The following is a 20966-nucleotide window of genomic DNA, read 5'->3' on the forward strand; positions in this document are numbered from 1 at the left end:
GCTCTCATTCTAATTATATAAAGCATTATGCGGACCTTTAGCTTCGCTTTTCGGGAATGAAAGTGTAAGAAGACTCTGGTCTCCCTCAGAGATTTTAATATCTCCATAGATCTGTGTTAAAAGAACTTCTATAAGTTCATTTCGCAATGTGTGTTTCAATTCAGAGCCGGGTTTTTGGAAATCCAATACACGATGGAGAGGGTCCAACAGATCAATAATGACGTTATTCTTTTCTTCACGCATCTTAAAGATCAATTGACCTTCTGATAAATTATCAGGTTCTATACAAGTATCATGCAGATGTTCTAGGATTTCATTTAAAAGAATACCAACAGGAATAGCCTGATTTACATTGAGATGTACATCATCAAGCTCAAAGTCTGAGATCAATGGGTGTTCACCTTTCATTAGCTTGCTGTTCTTAGAGAGTACACTTTTAATATATTCCTTGAAACTAACGTGTGATAAGCTGTCGCTTTGATATAATAACTCATGTACTTTTGCGATCGTATTAATTCTAGAATGTGTAGAATCAAGGTGTTTACTGACTTTTTTATCATTTACACTCATGACTTCGAGCTCCAGTAATCCTGAGATGATAGCCAGATTGTTTTTTACCCGGTGATGTACTTCAGTTAGCAAGGTTTCTTTCTCCTGAAGGGATTTCTCGATCAGATTTCTGGCTTTAACCTGTTCAGTCACATCCACCGCTTGAACAAATATTCCGTATACGTCTCCCTTGTCATCATGGAGTGGTTTATATACAAAATTCAGGTAGTAATTTTCTTTTTCCAGGCTGTTTTCCTTGTGGAAATAAACAGCTCGTTCATTGAATGTATGTGTTTTCCCATCGTTATAGCAGGTATCAAGCATTTTGGTAAGGCCCTGGTCATTTAATTCAGGTAAAACCTCACTCACTGTCTTACCTGTTACGTTTTCCTTGCAGATAAGTTCCTTGTATTTATCATTCACAAAGCTGTATGTATGATTATCTCCTTCCAGCATTGCAATGGCTGTAGGTGCTTCTTCAAACATATCCTGCATATGAAGGCGAGCTTGTTGCTCGGTTTCTAACAAGTCAAGTATCTGATCCTCAAGTTTCTTTCGCTCTGAGATATCAACATACATACCATAAATGGCAATGACCTCATTATCAACTTCAACAGGTACTCCACCGATCAGTACGGGTACTTCTTTACCATTCTTGGTGATCCGTATAGCTTCCGATTGGAATGCTTGTCCAGTGAAGCTTTGATTAGAAAAAGATTGAGCCTGCTTATCCATATAATCCGGAACAATGGCTTCTGTTAAGGTAAGATCCCTTAATTCTTCTTTTTTGTATTCAAATGTCTTTTCAAAGCTGTCATTTGATTCTAAAATTTTTCCATCAGCGTCAATAAGAACAATACCTATAGGAGAATTATGGAAAAGCTGAGTAAGCAGTTCTGCGTTTCTTTTGCGCTCAGTATCAATTTCAAGTAAATCATTTTGGTTCAGACCGCCGCCTACAATATAAGTTTTTCCATTTTGGTCAAAACTGGTTCCTCTGAGGAGGTAATTAATAATTTCCCCATTCTTAGAGATACAACGTACGTTAATGCTGACTTTTTCCCCTGAAAGCTTCCCAAGTATTTCTCTTAGTTTATATCTATCATGAGGGTGAATTAACTTCATTACGTTAGTGCGGGCAAGTTCCCTGGCACTGTAACCCAGGTCATCCTCAAGCATATCATTCCACCGTATCATCTCGCCGTCAGTAGAAAAAACAAAAAAGGCGGTTGGGAGAATAGAAATAGCCGATTCAGTAAATTCTTTCTCATCAATGAGCTGTTGCTGAACAGACTTGCGTTCTGAAATATCCTTAATGTTGATAATAGACTTTTCAGAACCATTTTCAGCTGCGAATATAACAGTACCGATCTCCACTGGAATGTGGTAACCTTCTCTATGTGTAAAAACAACCTCACCGACAAAGCTGCCATCTTTTCGTCTTTTTTGTAGAGCCTTTTTATTCAATGGGTGTTCAGTATCAAATATGATATCTCGATGTTTTCCTTCAAGCTCTTTTTGTGTGTAGCCTAAAATATCACAGGCAGCCGGATTGATATTTAACATCTGACCATCGGGTCTCCCTATAATGATACCTTCCAGGGTATTGTTAAACTGTAATTTGTACTGTTGTTCAGTTTGTCTTAATGTCTTTTCAGTGATCTTTTTCTCGGAAATATCATTAAAAGCCCAGCTCGTAATATATTTTCCGTCTTCATTCCTAAAGAGAGTGACGCTCATTTCAACAGGAATGGTGTTGCCGTTGGCAGTAGTTATCTCAATTTCACCGATCATATTACCGTCACGGTTGATCTTCTTCTGAAGATGATCAACGTCCATATCCAGATCCAGAAAATTGGTCACGTTAGAAAAGGTCACATCATCAATCGTTGTTTCAAGAAGCTTACAGGCAACTTTGTTTGCTTCAATGATCACCTTGTTCTCATCAGCTACAAGTATTCCATACAGACTGTTATGAAAATGACTTTCAAATTTTTGCTGTGTTTCCTTTAAGTAACGTGTGCTCTTGATCTGATCACTAATGTCATCATACATAATGATGGCGCCGTTTTGATTCTGTAAATGTGATACTTTAACCTTGAACCAAAACGGGGCTTTTTTTACATCCTTGAAAAAGCATTTACTTTCAAAAGAAGTTACTTCCAGCCCCAGTACTTCTTTAATACCAATTAAAAATCGAAGTGCGAAATCGTTACCATCAGCAAGAGGTGCCTGCAGGTTCTTCAAAATATTTACACCCAATCCCGGGTGGCACCAGGTGTTTTCAAGACTCTGCCTGAAATTATGCCATTCATTATTATAGGCTATTACAGTACCCTGATCATCGAGTACAGCCACCTGTGAGTCAAGTGCATTAAGTAAGCTTGCACTCAGGCTATCCATCTCAATATTTGTGTAAATGTCTTGGTCCCTTTTCATTCTAATCCCGATACTTAACCATAATTAATTGACCATAAACTAGTACACTGATAGACCAAATGAATGACGTGAAAAGCCTAATTTTAAAACTACGTGTAAAACCGCAATTCATTTTTAAAACGCTTAGGTTTATTTACCTACTTGGGTTCAACGAAATAATCATCTCCGTTTAGCAGGTTATCAATGGCTTTGGTGATCTCATATTCTGTAGGGGTATTTGAAATGACGCCATTAGCCCCGGCTTCTATCAACGGTTCGATGAAAGTAAAGTTTAAGGGAAACATTACCAGAAGGGGTGAAGTGACTAAATACTGATTGATCTTTTTGATGCTTTGAAGAGCATTACCGTTACCATATGATGAATTTAAATCAAGTATGGCAAGATCAAGTGACTTATCATCTAATATTTCAGGCTCTTTAAACAGATCGTCCGGTTTATGAAAAGTAATGACGGCTGAATAATTCGACTGAATAGTCTCACAAATAAAACTATTCGTTTGATTTGTTTTCCCTATGTATGCAATCTTCAACACCCAATCCCCTACCCTGTTTTGAGACTGTTTCTACGTACTACCAATCTATTGCAAAGTGAGGTGAAGGTGAATAGGTGGTAGGGCCTATTTTTAATTTTTAGAACTAGGTGTTTATACCTAGGTGGAAGTTTAAATAATAGGCGGTGATCAAAACAAAGAACTCAGGTTCGATAAGAAAGTCAATCTAAGGGATTGGGGGCATGTGTGTGTCGGCTTTAGCTATTATTGCTGAATAATTTATTCTTTAGTGCATATTTAACAAGACCGGCTGTATTTTTTGCTCCAGTCTTTTGAAGCAGGTTTCTTCTGTGAGCGTCGATGGTCCTTACGCTCACAAATAGTTTTTCAGCGATCTCCTGATTGGTGAACTCATTCACGATCAATTTTAAGACTTCAAGTTCACGTTCAGTAATGTGAACGTCATCCTCATCATTGACTTTATTCACATCAGGTGTCACAAGCTCCTGAAGGATAGCCTGAGTGGCGTCGTTACTGAAATAGTGTTTACCGTCAACTATAGTTTCAATGGCTGTAATAAGTTCTTGCTTACCTGAACTCTTTAGAATATAACCGGAGGCACCGGCTTTTATCATCTTACGTATGTGCTGATCTTCACTAAGCATTGTAAGAGCAAGGATCTTGATATCAGAGTGGCTCTCTTTAATGATTCGAGTCGCCTCAATACCATCCATCACAGGCATGGTAATGTCCATTATGATAACATCAGGAGATTTTGTGGTACATAAATCTACGGCAACTTTTCCATTCTCAGCTTCACAAACAATATCAAAGCCGGGATGGTCTTCAACCATGATCTTGATGCCGTCACGCACGATCTTATGGTCGTCTACAATTCCTATTTTTATATTTGCCATGATCCGATAATTTGTTTCATTTGATCGGTACTACCACACTAAGATACGTACCCCTGTTTGGTTTGCTGTCAAATTCGAAAGTCCCCCCCAATGCGCCTGCTCTTGTCTTTATGGTTTGCAGGCCTAAACCCGGCTTAAAATCGTCAGCATTAACATCAAATCCTATGCCATTATCATCAATTGAGAGAATCAAATCAAGTTTATCCTTAATAAGCTGAATATTAATCTCATCAGCTTCAGAATATTTCACAGCATTTGATAACCCTTCCTGACTTATCCGGTATAAATTGAACTGCAACTCTCTTCCAAGTTCAAGGTCTTCGATATTATGATAATATTTAATATCGATGCCTGAGGTTTTTTTAAGGCTTTCTACAAGAGATTGAACGGCCAGTGCAAGACCATAGTCATCGACAACCCTCGGAAGAAGGTTCCTTGAGATCTGAGCCGTTTCAGTTACTGCATATTGTAAAAGGTTGAGTCCATTTTCCAATTGTTCTTTTTTACGATCACTCAGTGCGTCAGCTTCATCTTGTACAGAATTTAGATTCATGTTGGCTGCCGCCAGATATTGACCAAGTCCATCATGAAGCTCCTGAGCAATTCTTGCCCGTTCCTTATTTTCGCCCTCTACAAGAGAGGCTAAAACCATTTCTTCCGCTTTTTTCTGCTCGGTTATATCGTTGACTAAAATTAAGCGATAATCATTGCCAAAATAATTTATGGAAGAACCGGTGATCCGAACGTCAATAATGTCCTTGTCTTTTGTAATATGTCGCCACTCGGTTGTATCAGTTACATTACGCTCAGCATGTATTTTAACGATGTTAAGAAATTTTCTTCGATCTTCTTTAGGCCTGATATCGAGCAGGGTCATGCTATAAAAATCTTTACGGGAGTAACCGTAATGTTTTATAGCAGCATCATTGACCTCGATGAACTTCAGGCTTTCAGGATCATAGATCCACATGGGTAGGGGACTCTTTTGAAACAGGAGACGGTAATTGTGTTCAGATTCAGCCAGCCTTTCTTCAGCTTCAACCTGTGCTGTCACGTCAATCACGGTTGAGATCATCAGGTTTTGTTCATACAAAGGAATATTTTTGGCGTTGATAAGCTTTTCACTTCCTTGTCGGGTTGTAATTCTGAGGTGCTCCCAGTTCATTCGTTCTGGATTCCGGGATGCCATATCTGCGGCTACCATTTCAACCATACGCTTACGGTGTGCTTCATCCGGGTAGATCTTTTCGAAAAAGGTGTCCACATCTGTCAGAACCTCTTTTGGCCAACCATAGATCTCAGAAAATTTCCTATTCATGATCGTAACTTCTCCTGTGTCGATCAGATTTACGGCAACTCCAATAGGTAGGTTCTCAAGGGTGGCTTCGATGAATTTGTTACGTCGTGTTAAAGCGATCTGGAACTCTTCGCGTTCTGTGGTGTCCTGTATAGTGCCACTTATGGCAATTGGGTTGCCATCATCATCATACTCAGTTTCAGCAAGTTCGTGAAAATAACCGATCTCTCCGGTGTCCGGTTTGATGATCCTGTATCGAATATTCAGTGTTCCAGACTCAAGGGCATTTTTAAAAGCTTCCCGGTATTCATATCTGTCGTCGGGGTGAATAAGCTTTAAAGAGCTATCTAAATCGGAGTCCATTTGACCGGGTTTCAAACCTATAATATCATAATATCCCTGAGAAAATATAGCATGGTCGTTTTCAATATCTCTCCACCAATGCCCAAAGTCAGCTATCTCTTCAGCTTTTCGATACCTTTCTGCCAATTCCTGGAGTCGGGTCTGATATTCCACGGTTTCGGTGATATCTTGAACTGTACCGCTTATCATGTAAGGATCCCCGTTCTCATCCTCATCAATGCGGCCTAATTCATGAATATGGGCAATATCGCCGCTCTTTTGTTTAATAATGCGGTAGTGGATATCCAGAATGCCTGTTGTGTATGATCTTTCAATGGCATTTAAAAAGAAATCAAAATCATCGGGATGAATGACACGTTTTAAGAGGTCGAAATTGAAATCTTCTTCTTTTGGATCCACTTCGACGATCTTATAAAAGCCCTCTGAAACTGTAGACTCGTTTGTATTTAGATTTCGTTTCCAATGTCCAAAATTGGCAAGTTTTTCCGCATTTCGGTAGCGCTCGGTTAAATTTTGAAGTTTATTCTCATGTTTTTTTCTTTCGGTGATATCCCTTATCACACTTACTACTTTTTCAATTTTCCCTTCCTCATTTTTTACGAGAGAGACCGTGTGGTCTGAATAAAACTCGGTCCCGTTTTTCTTTTTCATCTTGAATTCTGTCCTGAAAACTCCGCTTTTTTCCAGGTCGTCAGTTCCCATTTCGTCAAATTTCTTGTAATGGGAATCATCTATATGGAGTATTTGGGTAGAACTCCCTATGAGTTCATCCTCGGTATATCCAAAGAGTTCACAGGTCGTTTTATTACAGTTGCTGATGGTTCGAATTTCAGGATCGAGAATGATCACGCTTTCCTGAAGGCTTTCAAAGGTCTTTTTTAACAGCTCCCTCGATTCCTTTATCTCAGTTTGAGAGGCTTTTAGGTCGGTGATGTCCATGCCTATGCCGATTGTGCTACCGTCAGATATCCTGATATTGGCCCATCGCTGAATGCGTTCTTCTCCGTCTTTAGTGAGGGTTTCAAATTCCCGGAATCTACCATCAGCCTTATCGATAGATTTCCATGCTTTTCTTCGCATATTTTCATCAGGATAGACAAACTCCATAATGCTTGGTTGTTCCAGATCAGTCTCAGTAAAACCTGTAATATCTTCAAATGCTTTATTTACGCGGATTGTTTTACCTTCATCTGAGGTAATACCGATCATCACGGGAATGTTCCTGAAAACACTCTCGAACAGTTCTTTTTCCCTTTGGTACTCGTCCTCCAGTTTCTTTTGTTCAGTAATATCAGCTACCACGCCTGACAGATGAGTGGCTTTACCATTTTCGTCGTAAACCAGGTTGCCGCGGCTATGCATCCATTGAATTTCGTTATCTTCTGTGACCACCCTGTATTTAACCTGAAAACCCGGGTTCTCTCTGTTAATAGTTTTTTCAAGTTCTTCACTGACGTAGTCTCTGTCATCAGGATGTATGGCATAATAAAATTTATCAAGGTCCCACTTTACAGGGTTTTTTGTAATACCAAACAATTTGTGATGAAATTCGGAGCGTTGAATTTCATTTGTTTTAAGGTCAATACTCCATGTCGCCATTCCTGCCGCAAATAATGCAGTGTCGATCCGTTCCTTTTCAGTTGAAATGCGCTCGTTACTTAGATATATAAGATAGTACAGAAACAAGGCTGTTACTGATACATAGAAAAGGCCTTTTATGGTTTGATACTGTGAAATAAGCTGGGCATCCTTTGTTAGCCATATCAAAAATTGATCTGAAAGCAGGATCCAGAGCATGGCAAACACAAGATACAAGAAAGTAATAGAGAGCGCATTTGGCTTTAATAGATCAGGGGCCCGGAGCATGATTTAAATGCATTAATTCAGTTAACTTTTAGAATAAACTAAGTGCTTTATGGAGCAAACACCAAACAATTTTAATCCCATTTGAGAAAAAGATGTGAAAGTGTTGGCAGGGAATATTGTATCAATAAAAAACCACCCCCACCTTTAAAAGGCGAGGGTGGTTGTACTTGCACCCACGATTACCCAAACTGGTTCTCTTGACCATAAAGTCAGAGCGATCTCAAAGCCATTCCTTACAAAAAAAGTGAAAAAATATTTTAGCCCTTAAAGTGCCGTTCAAATAGGTTTTAGGCAGGATTATTACGCTTCGGTAGTTATAAGTCAATTTAAGTAAAGAATAAAATAGAGTAATTCTGTGCGCGAATGAGAGTGGAAAGGATACATAATAAAAAAGCCATCTCTGTTGGGAGATGGCTAGAAGATCAGGAATGTACACCCGGGGGGATTCGAACCTCCAACCGCCTGATTCGTAGTCAGGTACTCTATCCAATTGAGCTACGGGTGCAATTATTTGAGAGCACTAAAGATAAGAAGTTATATACAGCAGGGCAATTTATTTTCGGTGCAGTAAAAATACCAGCATTCAGCACCATCAGCTCTGAATATATCTTTTAAGATCATCCGTTTTTGTGGTCTGATTAATTTATTTAACAAAAAAAGTTAAAAGACTAATATAAAAGCAAGTTATATCCAAAATCATCAATATACTTTCGAGAAACCAAACGAAAAAAGCTAACGCTTAAATCAAAATAGCTTCATCAATAATTAATTTATACTTCATAGTATGACGGTAATTCAATACACTGCTTCGTATGTTTTTATGTTTCATTTCCTTTCCTTTGCTAAAACAAATACTTTCAAGAGAAGCAGTCTCAACTTATAACCAGCGATAATAGAATTTTTCGGTATGCGAAATAAAAAATATGTTTATGCAGTTTCACTGGTTGTGGCGTTGGGTGGTTTTCTTATGGGGTTCGATGCTTCCGTTATTTCAGGCGTTAACAGATTTATTGAGTTGGAGTTTGATCTTTCCAAAATTGAATTGGGATGGGCAGTTGCATCCTTAACACTTAGCTCTACCATTGCCATGTTGGTTGCGGGCCCATTAAGTGATAAGTTCAGCAGAAAGCGCGTTTTGAGTGCCGCAGCTATACTCTATACCATTTCAGCCATAGGTTCTGCATTAGCCCCGTCTTTTATTTTTTTAGTGATCGCGCGTATGATCGGTGGACTGGGAGTTGGCGCCTCACTTATTGTTGCTCCTATGTACATAGCTGAAATGGCACCGGCTAAAAACAGGGGAAGCCTGGTCTCACTGAACCAACTGAATATAGTATTAGGTATATCGGTAGCTTTTTTTACCAATTATATGATCCTGCAGCTGGGCAAGTCTGACCTATCTTGGGTGCACACCCTGCAGATCGATGCTCACAACTGGCGATGGATGTTAGGGCTGGAAACCCTGCCAGCGATGTTGTATTTCGCAGGACTGTTCTTTGTGCCTCGAAGTCCCCGATGGTTGATCATGAAAGGAGAAGATGAAGAGGCTCAGGTAGTGCTCAATAAAGTAAATAGCAAGGAAAAGGCTCAGGAAGCTTTTTCTGCCGTTAAAGAAAGTTTTGAGGCTGAGAAAGATCAGGATAAGCGGTCGATACTTGATCTGTTCAAACCTGCGCTCAAGCTGGTACTTTTGGTGGGTGTTGTGATAGGGATACTTCAGCAAATTACCGGGATCAATGCGGTCTTCTTTTACGCCCCCATGATCTTTGAGCAATCGGGGATAGGGACAGATGCTTCCTTTGTGCAGGCTATACTTGTTGGACTTACAAACCTGGTGTTTACGGTTCTTGCCATACTCTTTATTGACAAAGTAGGGCGCAAGCCGTTACTCATATTTGGGTTGACGGGCATCGCGCTGTGCATGTTCATCCTAGCTTATGAGTTTGATAAGGCTACTTATACGCTTCAGCCAGAAACGGTAATCGAACTACCTGAAGCCATCAACCAGCAGCAGATAAGCCCGATGGTAGGAGTGACCTATGAAAATGATCTGGCGTTTAAAGAGGCTCTTGCAAATACTTTAGGGGAGGATATGGCTCAAAGTTTTGAGTCACAGCTTATCACCCAGGCTACAGATATCAATGCTACACTTATATTGATCGGAATTATTGGGTTCGTGGCCTCTTTTGCTATATCCATCGGTCCGGTTATGTGGGTGCTATTCTCTGAAATATTCCCTAACTATATACGGGGCTTAGCTATTTCATTTGTTGGCCTTATCAACTCCGGAGTCAGCTTCGGGGTTCAGCTTGTGTTCCCATGGGAGCTGGCCAATCTGGGCAGTTCACTTACTTTTTTAATATATGGGATTTTTGCCGCAGCAGGACTCTTGTTCATTATTTGGGTGGTTCCTGAAACAAAAGGGAAATCACTTGAGGAGCTTGAAATCTATCTTGCAAAATAGGCTATAGTAGCTTTGCCAAAAAGATACAATGGAGATTAATATTAATCCGAATATCTAAATACCTGAATTTGTGTAATACAGTTTGTTGGCTTTCATAAGTCCAGGCAGCTTCGTTTAGTTGTTTCCCCATCTTATCAACTACAACTGGCTTACGTTTCAATAAAAGATGTTCTTGCAAAGCTTAGAGAACAAAAGCTCTATTTTGTTGAATAGAAAGACTGCTCTCCACAGCGCCAATATTCGTCACACGATCTATTTTCATGCATTAACTAATAGTTTTTTTGTATTATTATATGCGAAGCAAAAGGTTTAGGTAAATTATAATTAAGGTTTTTAATTTGTTGTCATTCAATTAAATCATATAGGAATAGTATGAATTACAATGTTTCGGAAAAGTATAATTGTGTCGTTATAGAACTGAAAGGTAATGTAATGGGAGGACCTGATGCTGAGATCTTTCGGGATGAACTCCATAAACTCATTGAGGAAGGGAAAAAGGAAGTTGTTGTAGACCTGGGCAAAGTGAAGTTTATGAATTCGTCCGGCCTTGGTATTCTAATTGGTGGCCTTACCACTATGAAGAATGCCGGCGGTGAGCTTGTTATATGCCAGGCAGATAAGAAGGTCGAAAGTTTACTCATGGTAACACAGCTGATCAAAGTATTCGATCATTATCGTACACTTGATGATGCAATTGCTCATTTTGATAATAAATAGTAGATATAAAAAGATCCTGCAACAAATTATCACTGCAGGATCTGCATTTTTTGAACCAAACAATTCAGATAAATTTCCTGAATTGTTTTCTACATCTGATTCTTAATAACGGTACTGATCAGATTTGTATGGACCGGTTATCGGTACGCCAATATATTCAGCCTGATCTTCGGTCAGTGTTTCCAGTTCTACACCGATCTTGGATAAGTGCAGCCGGGCTACTTTCTCATCCAGTGATTTTGGCAGTACGTGAACACCGGGTTCGAATTCTTCAGGTCGATTCCAAAGTGCGATTTGTGCCAGCGTTTGATTTGTGAAACTGTTACTCATCACAAACGATGGATGTCCGGTTGCATTACCAAGGTTCATCAACCTTCCCTGTGATAGTAGTACCAATTGTTTACCACTGTCATTCAGCGTAAAGATATCAACCTGTGGTTTGATATTTTCTTCTTTGGAATTTTTCTTAAGCCATGCCACGTCGATCTCATTGTCAAAGTGACCAATATTTCCAACGATAGCTTTGTCCTTCATCTTCTTGAAGTGGCGGTCTGTGATGATGTCTTTGTTACCGGTTGCGGTTACAAAAATATCACCTTCTTCAGCGGCATCATCCATTTTTTTGACTTCAAAGCCGTCCATAGCAGCCTGAAGAGCACAGATCGGATCGATCTCAGTTACGATCACCCGTGCGCCGGCGCCTTTAAGTGAAGCTGCCGTTCCTTTACCTACATCACCGTAACCACCCACAACGGCTACTTTACCGGCCATCATTACATCGGTGGCACGACGGATAGCGTCAGCTGCAGATTCCTTGCATCCGTATTTGTTGTCAAATTTGGACTTGGTTACGGAATCATTAACGTTAATGGCAGGGAGGGTTAAAGTACCCTTTCGTTCTCTTTCGATCAGGCGAAGAACACCGGTCGTAGTTTCTTCAGAAATTCCGTTGATGCCATCAACCAATTCCGGATAATCATCAAGCACCATGTTGGTTAGGTCACCGCCATCATCCAGGATCATATTCAATGGTTGTCCATCAGGGAAGATCAGAGTTTGCTCAATGGCCCAGTTAAATTCTTCTTCAGTCATGCCTTTCCAAGCATACACAGGAACACCGGCTTCAGCCATGGCAGCGGCCGCATGATCCTGAGTGGAATAAATATTACAGGACGACCAGGTTACGTCCGCTCCCAGTTCTATCAGTGTTTCGATCAAGACGGCTGTTTGAATGGTCATATGAAGGCAACCGGCGATTCGTGCGCCTTTTAATGGTTGTTCATCTGCGTATTCCTCACGCAGCGCCATCAAACCGGGCATTTCTGCTTCAGCAAGTTCTATTTCCTGACGCCCATAGTGCGCCTGTGAAATATCTTTTACTTTGTATGGTAGTTTCTCTTCTTTTACTTTTGGCATGTTAATTATGATGTTTTGTGTTGTTCTATAATTTCTTTTGCGTCGTTATAATCATTCCCGGATAATCCCAATTCTGATTTGATCAAATATCCTTCAGGATCAAAAAATACTTTAAAAGGGATACCAAGTGTGATAACCTCTGCTCCTACACTATTTTTATCCAATACATATTTGAAGTTGTAATCGTTGTTATTTTTAAAATTAACAACGTCCTCTTCAGAGTCAGAATTATTGAGGTTTACAGCAAGCATCACAAAGTCATCGCTGTATTCTCGTTGAAGGGAATCCATAGCCGGGAATACCTGCAAACATGGGCTACACCAGGTTTCCCAGAAATCAACCATGATGACCTTACCGGAATAATCCTGAATGGAAACCTCATTTCCCTCAAGATCATAAAATGTGGCATTCCAGATCACTTCATCAATGTTAGTATCCTGCTGGCTCAGATCCCTGGGATTTTTACGTGCATCACACGCACCTATTAATCCGATCAGGATCAATCCGAAGATGGATAATGAAAGTTTTTTCATAAAAATTGTTTATTGAATAGCTTTGTTGGGTTTATAACCAAATAAAGATAAGGTTTAGTTTCGTGAATTAAGAACAAAAACCGTAAAGAGACAGATTCAGAGAAATGGATAATGAAGGATCAATTTTTGATTTAATAATCATATCTTTGGTGATATGAAGTACGATTTTACAATTGTAGGGGCCGGCATAGTCGGTCTCTCAACGGCATATAAACTCTCACTCAAATATCCTGAATCGAAGATCCTTGTTCTTGAAAAAGAAGGCAGGGTTGCGGCTCATCAGACCGGTAAGAACTCGGGTGTTATTCATTCAGGTATCTATTACAAGCCCGGAAGCTATAAGGCTAAAAACTGTGTGGATGGCAGGCATCAGCTGGTGGAATTTTGCAATAAGCATGATGTAGCGATCGATGTTTGCGGTAAAGTGATCGTTGCTACTGCCGATCCGGAAGTACCCAAGCTCAAAGAGATCTATGCACGGGGACTTGAAAACGATATAGAAGGCATTGAACTTATTGACGCTGACAGATTAAAGGAGTTAGAGCCGCATGTCAAAGGCGTTGCTGCGATCCATGTACCTTGTTCCGGAATCGTGGATTATGCCGGAGTTTGCAGGGTCTTGCAGAAGCTGCTTGAAAAAGGCAATGGCGAGGTGCGTTTCAACAGTAAGGTCACAAAGATCCGTCATTTAGGTGATGAGGTGATCATAGAAGCTGGAAAGGAAGAAATTTCATCCTCCTATCTGATCAACTGTGCCGGATTATATTCTGATCACGTGGCTAAAAATGCCGGGGTGAGATCTCCGGTTCAGATCGTGCCTTTTAAAGGTGAGTATTATGAATTGAAACCGGAAGCTGAATATTTGGTCAATGACCTGATCTATCCACTTCCTAACCCCGAGTTTCCATTTCTTGGCGTTCATTTTACACGTATGGCTTTGGGGGGTATTGAGTGCGGACCCAATGCGGTCTTTGCCTTTAAAAGGGAAGGGTATAACAAGCTTTCCTTTGATCTGAGGGATACCATTGAAACCCTGAATTTTCCGGGTTTCTGGAAAATGGCAAAGGAACATTGGCGTATGGGACTTGATGAGTATCGGCGCTCACTTTCCAAAAAAGCCTTTGTGAAAGGATTACAAAAGTTGATTCCTGAAGTGCGAAAGGAACATCTTGAGGTCTCACCATCCGGTATCAGGGCCATGGCACTACAGCGTAACGGAGAGATCCTTGACGACTTTTATTTTGAAGTAGCCAATCGCCAGATCCACGTGCTAAATGCACCCAGCCCTGCTGCAACCGCAGGATTAGCCATTGGTGATGAGATAGCTAGGAAAGTGGAAGAAAATTTTAAATATAAGGTGTAGTATGATACACCAGGACTCCCTTACCCGAAAACTTTACGCACAAGACGCCTCCCTATATCAGGAAGTTCCACAGGGCGTTTCCTTTCCGGAAAAACTGGAAGACATTCAGACTCTCGTAAAAAAAGCCAAGATCGAGAAATTCAGCATAACTGCCAGAAGTGCGGGTACCAGCCTTGCGGGACAAACGACCGGCGGGGGCGTGATCATGGATGTATCCCGTTATATGACGGATATCCTGGAACTGGATCCTAAAACAAAAACAGCACATGTTCAGCCGGGAGTGATCCGTGACACTCTGAATCGTGAAGCCGGCAAACATCAGCTGCTATTTGGTCCTGATACCGCTACAACCAATCGCTGCATGATCGGTGGAATGATCGGTAATAATTCATCCGGCTCCTTTTCCATTAAGTATAAAACCACACGGGAGCATACTCTTGAGATCGAGGCTGTTTTAAGTGATGGATCTACGGCTGTTTTCAAGCCTCTTACATCAAAAGAGTTAGAAGCCAAGAAGCGTCAACAAAACCTGGAAGGACATATCTACCGCTCGACGTTGCTGCTTTTGGAGCAGAATCGAGAACTGATCGGTACAAGTTATCCTCATAAGGATATCATCCGAAGAAATACCGGGTACGCTCTTGATAAATTACTGGAGATGCAGCCACTCAACCCAAAGGGCAGGAAGTTCAATCTTTGTGAATTGTTATGTGGAAGCGAGGGAACTCTGGCACTAACGGCTTCAGCGAAATTGGATCTTGTCTCTAAAGACAAGCATCAGCTGATCGTGGTCCCTCAGTTCAATTCGCTTGAGGAAACCATGAGAGCCGCTGTGGAGATCGTGAATTTTGAACCGGCGGCAGTGGAGTTGGTCGACCACATTATTATGGATGCGACCAAGGGTAATATTGAACAGCGAAAGAATCGTTTTTTTCTGGATGGTGAGCCCCGATATATATTGATCACACAATTTGAGGGAGACGATCCGGAAGTACTGAAACAGCAGGCAGCGGAAATGGCTACAGTACTCAGTAAAAAAGGTCTGGGTTATTCATATCCGGTTATTTCGGAACCTGATAACATGAATCGCGTCTGGAATCTTAGAAAAGCCGGTCTTGGGCTTTTGATGGGCTTGGGTAAGGATGGAAGGTCACCTTCATTCTGTGAAGATACAGCCGTTCGGGTTCAGGACCTGCCTGAATACGTAAAGGAGTTTCGGGCCATTTTGGATAAACATGACACCAACTGTGTGTTCTATGCACATGCTTCGGTGGGTGAGTTACACCTGCGACCTCAAATTGATATTAACACTGAAGCCGGCCTTCAGACCATGAAGATCATGGCAGAGGAAATTGCGGATCTTGTGAAAAAATACAATGGCTCGCTTTCAGGTGAGCATGGTGATGGTCGTGTTCGAGCGCCTTATATCAGGAAGATATTAGGTGATGAAATGCTGCCGGTACTGAAGCAGGTTAAAGAGATCTGGGATCCGGAGTATATTTTTAATCCTGGCAAGATCGTGGATCCTAAGCCTATTGATAAGGATCTTAGGTTTTCACCTTCCTATAAAAAACCGGAACCTGAAACGGTATTTTCATGGCGCAAAGAAGGGGATTTTGGGAGTGCCATGGAGCTGTGTAACGGAGCAGGGGTTTGTCGCAAGCTTGCCGAAAGTGGCGGGACTATGTGTCCTTCTTATATGGCTACCAAGGATGAGAAGGACTCAACCCGTGGCAGGGCGAATGTATTCAGGCAGGTATTTTCCGGTGAAGATCCACATGGCTATGCATCTGAAGAACTGCGTGAAGCACTGGATCTTTGCCTGAGTTGTAAGGCTTGTAAAAGCGAGTGTCCGGCCAATGTAGACATGGGTAAAATGAAAGCTGAGTTCATAAATGGCTGGCACAAGGAAAATGGACCACAGCTCAAGGAGCAGTTCTTTGCAAATGCCGGAAAACTATTTCCATTGGCTTCAATGACTCCAGCACTGTCCAACTTTTTTACAAGTTCGACTCCGGGAAAATGGATTTTTGAGACTGTGTTTGGCATCGATTCCCGCAGGGACCTGCCTGAGTTTGCCCCCAGATCATTTCATTCTTTGTTCAAAAAACATCAGAAACATGGAGCAATAAATTCTGATAAAAAAGTGGTGCTTTTTGTAGACCTGTTCACGAACTATAATGATCCACATATCGGTATGGATGCCGTACAGGTACTTGAAAAAATGGGGTACGAGGTGATCATTCCGAAAGCCATGGAAACCGGTCGACCACAACTTTCAAAAGGATTTCTCGTAGAGGCAAAAGCTATAGCCTTAGATGTGCTGTCAGAATTTGGGGAATATGTTGAAAAAGGTATACCTGTGATAGGGATCGAACCTTCAGAGATACTTACCCTACGGGATGAATTCCTTGAGTTATGTGAAGAAGACCGATTACCGCTCGCGAATAAACTTGCAGAGCTATCTTATACTTTTGAGGAATTTATAGCACAAAATAAAAACAGCCTTCCACGATCTAACACGACTCAAAAGGTCATGCTGCATGGTCATTGCCATGCCAAGGCGTTGGTTGGGAATGAACCGACGGTAGAGGCACTGGAATCGGCCGGGTACCAAGTGCAGGTCCTTGAAACAGGTTGCTGCGGAATGGCGGGAAGTTTTGGGTACGAAAAAGATCATTATGAAGTCTCTCAGGATATAGGAGAGCTGGTTCTGTTTCCGGCGCTGCGCAAAAATCAGGAGGATGAGATTTGTGCCCCAGGATTCTCATGCCGACATCAGGTCAAAGATGGCATGGATAGGGAAGCAGTTCATCCGGCGTCGTTGATTGCCCGGGCGATTTTATAAATGAAAAATATTTAATTTTTAAATGTATTCTTCTCGATCAATTCACGGGCACTGGTTAGGGCAGAATCGGTGATCTGTGAACCGCTCATCAGGCTGGCTATCTCGTGAATGTGTTCTTCATCTGAAAGTGGAATGATTCGGGTTACTGTTCGCTCTCCTTCTTCTACTTTGGCCACCTTATAGTGTCTATGGGCCTGACTAGCGATCTGTGGCTGGTGTGTGATGGCCACTATCTGACAATGTTCCGATAGTTTCCTCATGGAAGCTCCGACTTTCTCAGAGATCTCCCCACTGATACCTGTATCGATCTCATCAAAGATCATAACCGGAAGGCTTTGCTCTTTGGCGAGAATGGATTTCAGCGCCAGCATCACACGGCTGATCTCACCGCCGGAAGCAATTTTGGCAAGTGGTTTCGGTTCTTCGCCTTTGTTGGTGGATATGAACATGCGGACGTCATCGCAACCTGTTTCGGTACAATCGATAGTTTTGCCCTCTATTTCGATCAAGCCGTTGTCAGATAACAGCCAGTCAACGCGTACATCAAGTTTGGAGTGTGGAATACCAACTTTGCTGAGTTCTGTCTGTATCTGAACCGCCAGCTTTTCTCCGATCTTTTTACGCGTATCATGAAGATTGATAGCATGATCTTTCAGAATTTCAGATTGTTTCTGAATGGCTTGCTCGATCTTATCGATCTCAAGATCAAAATTGTCGGCTAGTGATAATTCGCGTTGAATTTCGTGCAGGTATTTGACCAGTTCAGGCAAATTGCGCTGATACTTCTTCTGAAGCCGGTTAAGCTCAGACTGTCGCTGACGTAGTTCTTCAAGCCGATTTGGATTGAATTCAATGCTGTTTCGGTATCGTTCGGCAAATGCAATAGCTTCGTTTACGCTCACTCGTGCGGCGTTTATCTCCTCCAGATAATTATTGAATTCCGGCTCGATTCGCGCCAGATCTTCGAGATTTAATTTCAGGAAGTTTAACAACTGAATAATATTTCCATCATCCGATTCAGCCATTTCAGATAATGCCGCTGCTTTTTGGTCAAGAACTTCAGCATTATCCAGGAGATTCATCTCAGACTCAAGTTGTTCAAGATCAATTTTGTCAAGCTGCGCCTCCTGTAGTTCCTGCACCTGAAAGCGATAAAGTTCGGTTTTCTCCTGCAGCTCGTGTTCTCTTTTCTTTAAGGCCCGTAGTTCCTTTTGCAGCTCTGTTATTTTTTTGTATTCAGCCTGATACCCTTTCAATATCGGCTCCACTTCCCCAAAACCATCTATCACACCCAGGTGATTTTCTTCCTTTAATAGCAGTTGATGATCGTGTTGTCCATGCAGATCTACAAGAAGATCACCCGCTGATTTAAGCACACTGATATTAACCGGGGTATCGTTTATAAAGGCCCGACTGCCTGTATTTCGGATCTCTCGGCGCAAGATCAAATATTCACTGAATTCGACTTCATTCTCTTCCAGAAGCGATCTGAGCTCTTCATTATTGTCAACTTTGATGGTTGCTTCTGTGATAGCTTTATCAGCTCCTCTTCGAATTACTTCTGTATCGGCACGTTCACCCAAGATCATATTCAGTGCCCCAATAATGATAGACTTCCCGGCGCCCGTCTGCCCGGTCAGGATATTCAATCCTTCCTCGAAACCCACTTCAAGTTCATCTATCAGGGCAAAATCTTTTATATATAGTGATTTTATCATGGAAATTGGGAATTATGGATGTTGAATTATGAATTTCTTTCCTGAGTGGTTTTGACGATCGAGGTCAGGATATTAATAATTTGATCAATGTCACGTAAATATGAATCCAAATCAATACTAGTTAGTTCACTATGTTTTAAAAGCCGTAACCAATAGCGGGTTTCTCTAGCTTCTTTTGAAGATATAGACATTTTGTAAAGAAAATCTTTCTTCGAAAATCCTGCAAGAGATTCTTCAATGTTCGCCCCAATACTTGTTCCGCTTCTTAGTAATTGCTTTGATATTACGAACTCTTTCTTTTCAATAAGGTTTTTGTAAAGCGTAATGATAGCTAAAGCAAAATCAAAACTTTTAGATTGTATGATATTTTTCTTTTTCATGGCTCTTTTTGATTTAAAATTCAAAATCCCATACTCATAATTACAATAGTAAGAGCGGTAAAAAACTAATTCCTTACAAAAAAGTTGAAAGTGCGTACCTTGTGGGTATGAAAAAGAAAGCCGGAAAAGACAGACAGTCTACGATTTACGATCATACCGTACCCGAAGGGCAGAATTCGGATATCCGATTGGATGTCTATATCACCTCGTTTGTGGAAAATGCATCTAGAAGTAAAGTGCAAAAAGCTATCAAGAACGGTTATGTAACCGTGAATGGGAAAAAGGAAAAATCATCCTACATCATGCAGCCGGATGATGAGATCTACATCGAGCTTCCTCAGCCTCCACCGCCGGAAGCCAAACCTGAAAATTTAGACCTGAATATTGTTTATGAAGATGATGACATCATCATAGTCAATAAAGAGGCCGGAATGGTGGTTCATCCGGCATATGGAAATTGGAGTGGCACAATGGTAAATGGCTTGATGTATCATGTGGATGAACTGGCAGGGGAGGATGAAGACGAAAACCTGCGTCCGGGTATTGTGCATCGACTGGATAAAGATACGAGTGGATTGCTTGTTGTAGCTAAAAGTGACGAGACACTGGCTAAACTGAGTGGGCTATTTCAGGAAAAGGACGTTGAAAGAACTTATTGGGCTATTGTTTGGGGAACCCCGGACCCTGAAGGAACCATTGAAGGAGATATTGGTCGTTCTAAAAAAGATCGAAAACTCATGACCGTCAAACCTGAGGGTCAGGGTAAATCTGCAGTGACACACTACAAAGTGCTGGAGTATTTTGATTATCTGAGCCTGGTGGAGGTCAAGCTGGAAACCGGGCGAACGCATCAGATCCGGGTTCACTTCGCCCATAAAGGAAATCATGTATTTGGAGACCCTACCTATGGTGGTACGTCTGTTCGCTATGGGCCGAACACGGGTTCAAGGAAATCCATGTTCCATAATCTTATCACAGGGCTGGGTCGGCAGGCTCTTCATGCCAAAACGCTGGGATTTGAACATCCGGCTACAGGAGAAATGGTGAGATTCGATTCTGAACTACCGGATGATTTTCAGCATGTACTGACCATGTTAAGAGAGAATTGTAAGGCAGAATATTGAGGAGACTTGAAAGTTTTTTGTAAGGTTCGCAGGCTTCGTTACTCTAACTATTTAAAGAAATCAGAATCTAAAACAGTTAGAAAAATGAGAAAAACGGCAAGAAATTTTCAAGACTTAATTGCGTGACAGAAGACTCATCAATTGGCACTAAAAACATATCAATACACTCAAAATTTTCCGAAGCATGAACTTTATTGGTTAAATTCTCAATTTCTGAGAATCACTGTTTCTATTCCTGCTAATACTGCTGAAGGATTCGAGAAATGCGGAAGAATAGATACGATGCGTTTTTAAATATTTTGCACGGTTCTTGGTAAGAATGCAGATATTTTGTCTTCCTTGCAAAAGATCTGAACCATGGAAATTCAGGTCACTTAAATAATTAACTGGAAGAAGTGAATTGCTTGCTCAAAGGCTGATACAAAACCATTCTGAATTCAGATTCCTGACTTCTGAATTCTCTATTATTTAACCATATTTT

At 41.1% G+C, this 20966-nt stretch carries 13 protein-coding genes, 1 tRNA gene and 1 pseudogene; 6 read left to right on the plus strand and 9 right to left on the minus strand.

What is annotated here, in order from left to right:
- Nucleotides 1–9: 9 nt before the first annotated feature.
- The 5 genes from ACKGJO_RS13595 to ACKGJO_RS13615 form a co-directional block, all read right to left on the minus strand.
- Nucleotides 10–2988 (minus strand): PAS domain S-box protein, encoded by a 2979-nt coding sequence (locus ACKGJO_RS13595; protein ID WP_411323989.1) that lies wholly within the window; start codon nt 2986–2988, stop codon nt 10–12.
- Between the two features lie 137 nt (nt 2989–3125).
- The gene (locus ACKGJO_RS13600; protein WP_411323990.1) at nt 3126–3518 is read right to left on the minus strand and encodes a hypothetical protein; all 393 of its coding nucleotides are present in this window, start codon (nt 3516–3518) and stop codon (nt 3126–3128) included.
- A gap of 218 nt (nt 3519–3736) precedes the next feature.
- Nucleotides 3737–4396: a response regulator gene (locus ACKGJO_RS13605; RefSeq protein ID WP_411323991.1), complete on the minus strand. Its 660-nt coding sequence runs from the start codon at nt 4394–4396 to the stop codon at nt 3737–3739.
- A 16-nt stretch (nt 4397–4412) separates the two neighbouring features.
- Nucleotides 4413–7922: a PAS domain S-box protein gene (locus ACKGJO_RS13610; protein WP_411323992.1), complete on the minus strand. Its 3510-nt coding sequence runs from the start codon at nt 7920–7922 to the stop codon at nt 4413–4415.
- 431 nt (nt 7923–8353) lie between these two features.
- A tRNA-Arg gene (locus tag ACKGJO_RS13615) sits at nt 8354–8427 on the minus strand.
- A gap of 402 nt (nt 8428–8829) precedes the next feature.
- Between ACKGJO_RS13615 and ACKGJO_RS13620 the strand changes: the two genes are divergently transcribed.
- Both ACKGJO_RS13620 and ACKGJO_RS13625 read left to right on the plus strand, forming a co-directional pair.
- The gene (locus ACKGJO_RS13620; protein ID WP_411323993.1) at nt 8830–10386 is read left to right on the plus strand and encodes a sugar porter family MFS transporter; all 1557 of its coding nucleotides are present in this window, start codon (nt 8830–8832) and stop codon (nt 10384–10386) included.
- 372 nt (nt 10387–10758) lie between these two features.
- Entirely contained in the window at nt 10759–11103 is a 345-nt protein-coding gene (locus ACKGJO_RS13625; RefSeq protein WP_411323994.1) for an STAS domain-containing protein, read from the plus strand.
- Between the two features lie 102 nt (nt 11104–11205).
- Here the strand turns inward: ACKGJO_RS13625 and ahcY are convergent, their stop codons facing one another.
- A complete protein-coding gene (gene ahcY / locus ACKGJO_RS13630) occupies nt 11206–12519 on the minus strand; it encodes an adenosylhomocysteinase (protein ID WP_411323995.1) in 1314 nt (437 codons plus the stop codon).
- A 5-nt stretch (nt 12520–12524) separates the two neighbouring features.
- Nucleotides 12525–13052 (minus strand): TlpA family protein disulfide reductase, encoded by a 528-nt coding sequence (locus ACKGJO_RS13635; RefSeq protein ID WP_411323996.1) that lies wholly within the window; start codon nt 13050–13052, stop codon nt 12525–12527.
- Between the two features lie 154 nt (nt 13053–13206).
- Between ACKGJO_RS13635 and lhgO the strand changes: the two genes are divergently transcribed.
- Both lhgO and ACKGJO_RS13645 read left to right on the plus strand, forming a co-directional pair.
- Complete coding sequence (lhgO, locus tag ACKGJO_RS13640) at nt 13207–14415, plus strand: L-2-hydroxyglutarate oxidase (RefSeq protein WP_411323997.1); 1209 nt, start codon at nt 13207–13209, stop codon at nt 14413–14415.
- Nucleotide 14416: 1 nt separating this feature from the next.
- Nucleotides 14417–17263: an FAD-binding and (Fe-S)-binding domain-containing protein gene (locus ACKGJO_RS13645; RefSeq protein WP_411323998.1), complete on the plus strand. Its 2847-nt coding sequence runs from the start codon at nt 14417–14419 to the stop codon at nt 17261–17263.
- Nucleotides 17264–17274: 11 nt separating this feature from the next.
- On the opposite strand, the gene recN is transcribed toward ACKGJO_RS13645, so the two are convergent.
- Nucleotides 17275–18981 (minus strand): DNA repair protein RecN, encoded by a 1707-nt coding sequence (gene recN / locus ACKGJO_RS13650; protein ID WP_411323999.1) that lies wholly within the window; start codon nt 18979–18981, stop codon nt 17275–17277.
- 26 nt (nt 18982–19007) lie between these two features.
- On the minus strand, nt 19008–19361 hold the full coding sequence (locus tag ACKGJO_RS13655; protein WP_411324000.1) for a four helix bundle protein: 354 nt from the start codon (nt 19359–19361) through the stop codon (nt 19008–19010).
- Between the two features lie 107 nt (nt 19362–19468).
- Between ACKGJO_RS13655 and ACKGJO_RS13660 the strand changes: the two genes are divergently transcribed.
- Both ACKGJO_RS13660 and ACKGJO_RS13665 read left to right on the plus strand, forming a co-directional pair.
- Nucleotides 19469–20485 (plus strand): RluA family pseudouridine synthase, encoded by a 1017-nt coding sequence (locus ACKGJO_RS13660; protein WP_411324001.1) that lies wholly within the window; start codon nt 19469–19471, stop codon nt 20483–20485.
- A 138-nt stretch (nt 20486–20623) separates the two neighbouring features.
- Nucleotides 20624–20779: pseudogene (locus ACKGJO_RS13665) on the plus strand (four helix bundle protein); the annotation flags it as partial.
- Nucleotides 20780–20966: the final 187 nt, after the last annotated feature.

It is taken from the genome of Gracilimonas qinghaiensis (assembly GCF_046602855.1).
Classification (GTDB): Bacteria; Bacteroidota; Rhodothermia; order Balneolales; family Balneolaceae; genus Gracilimonas.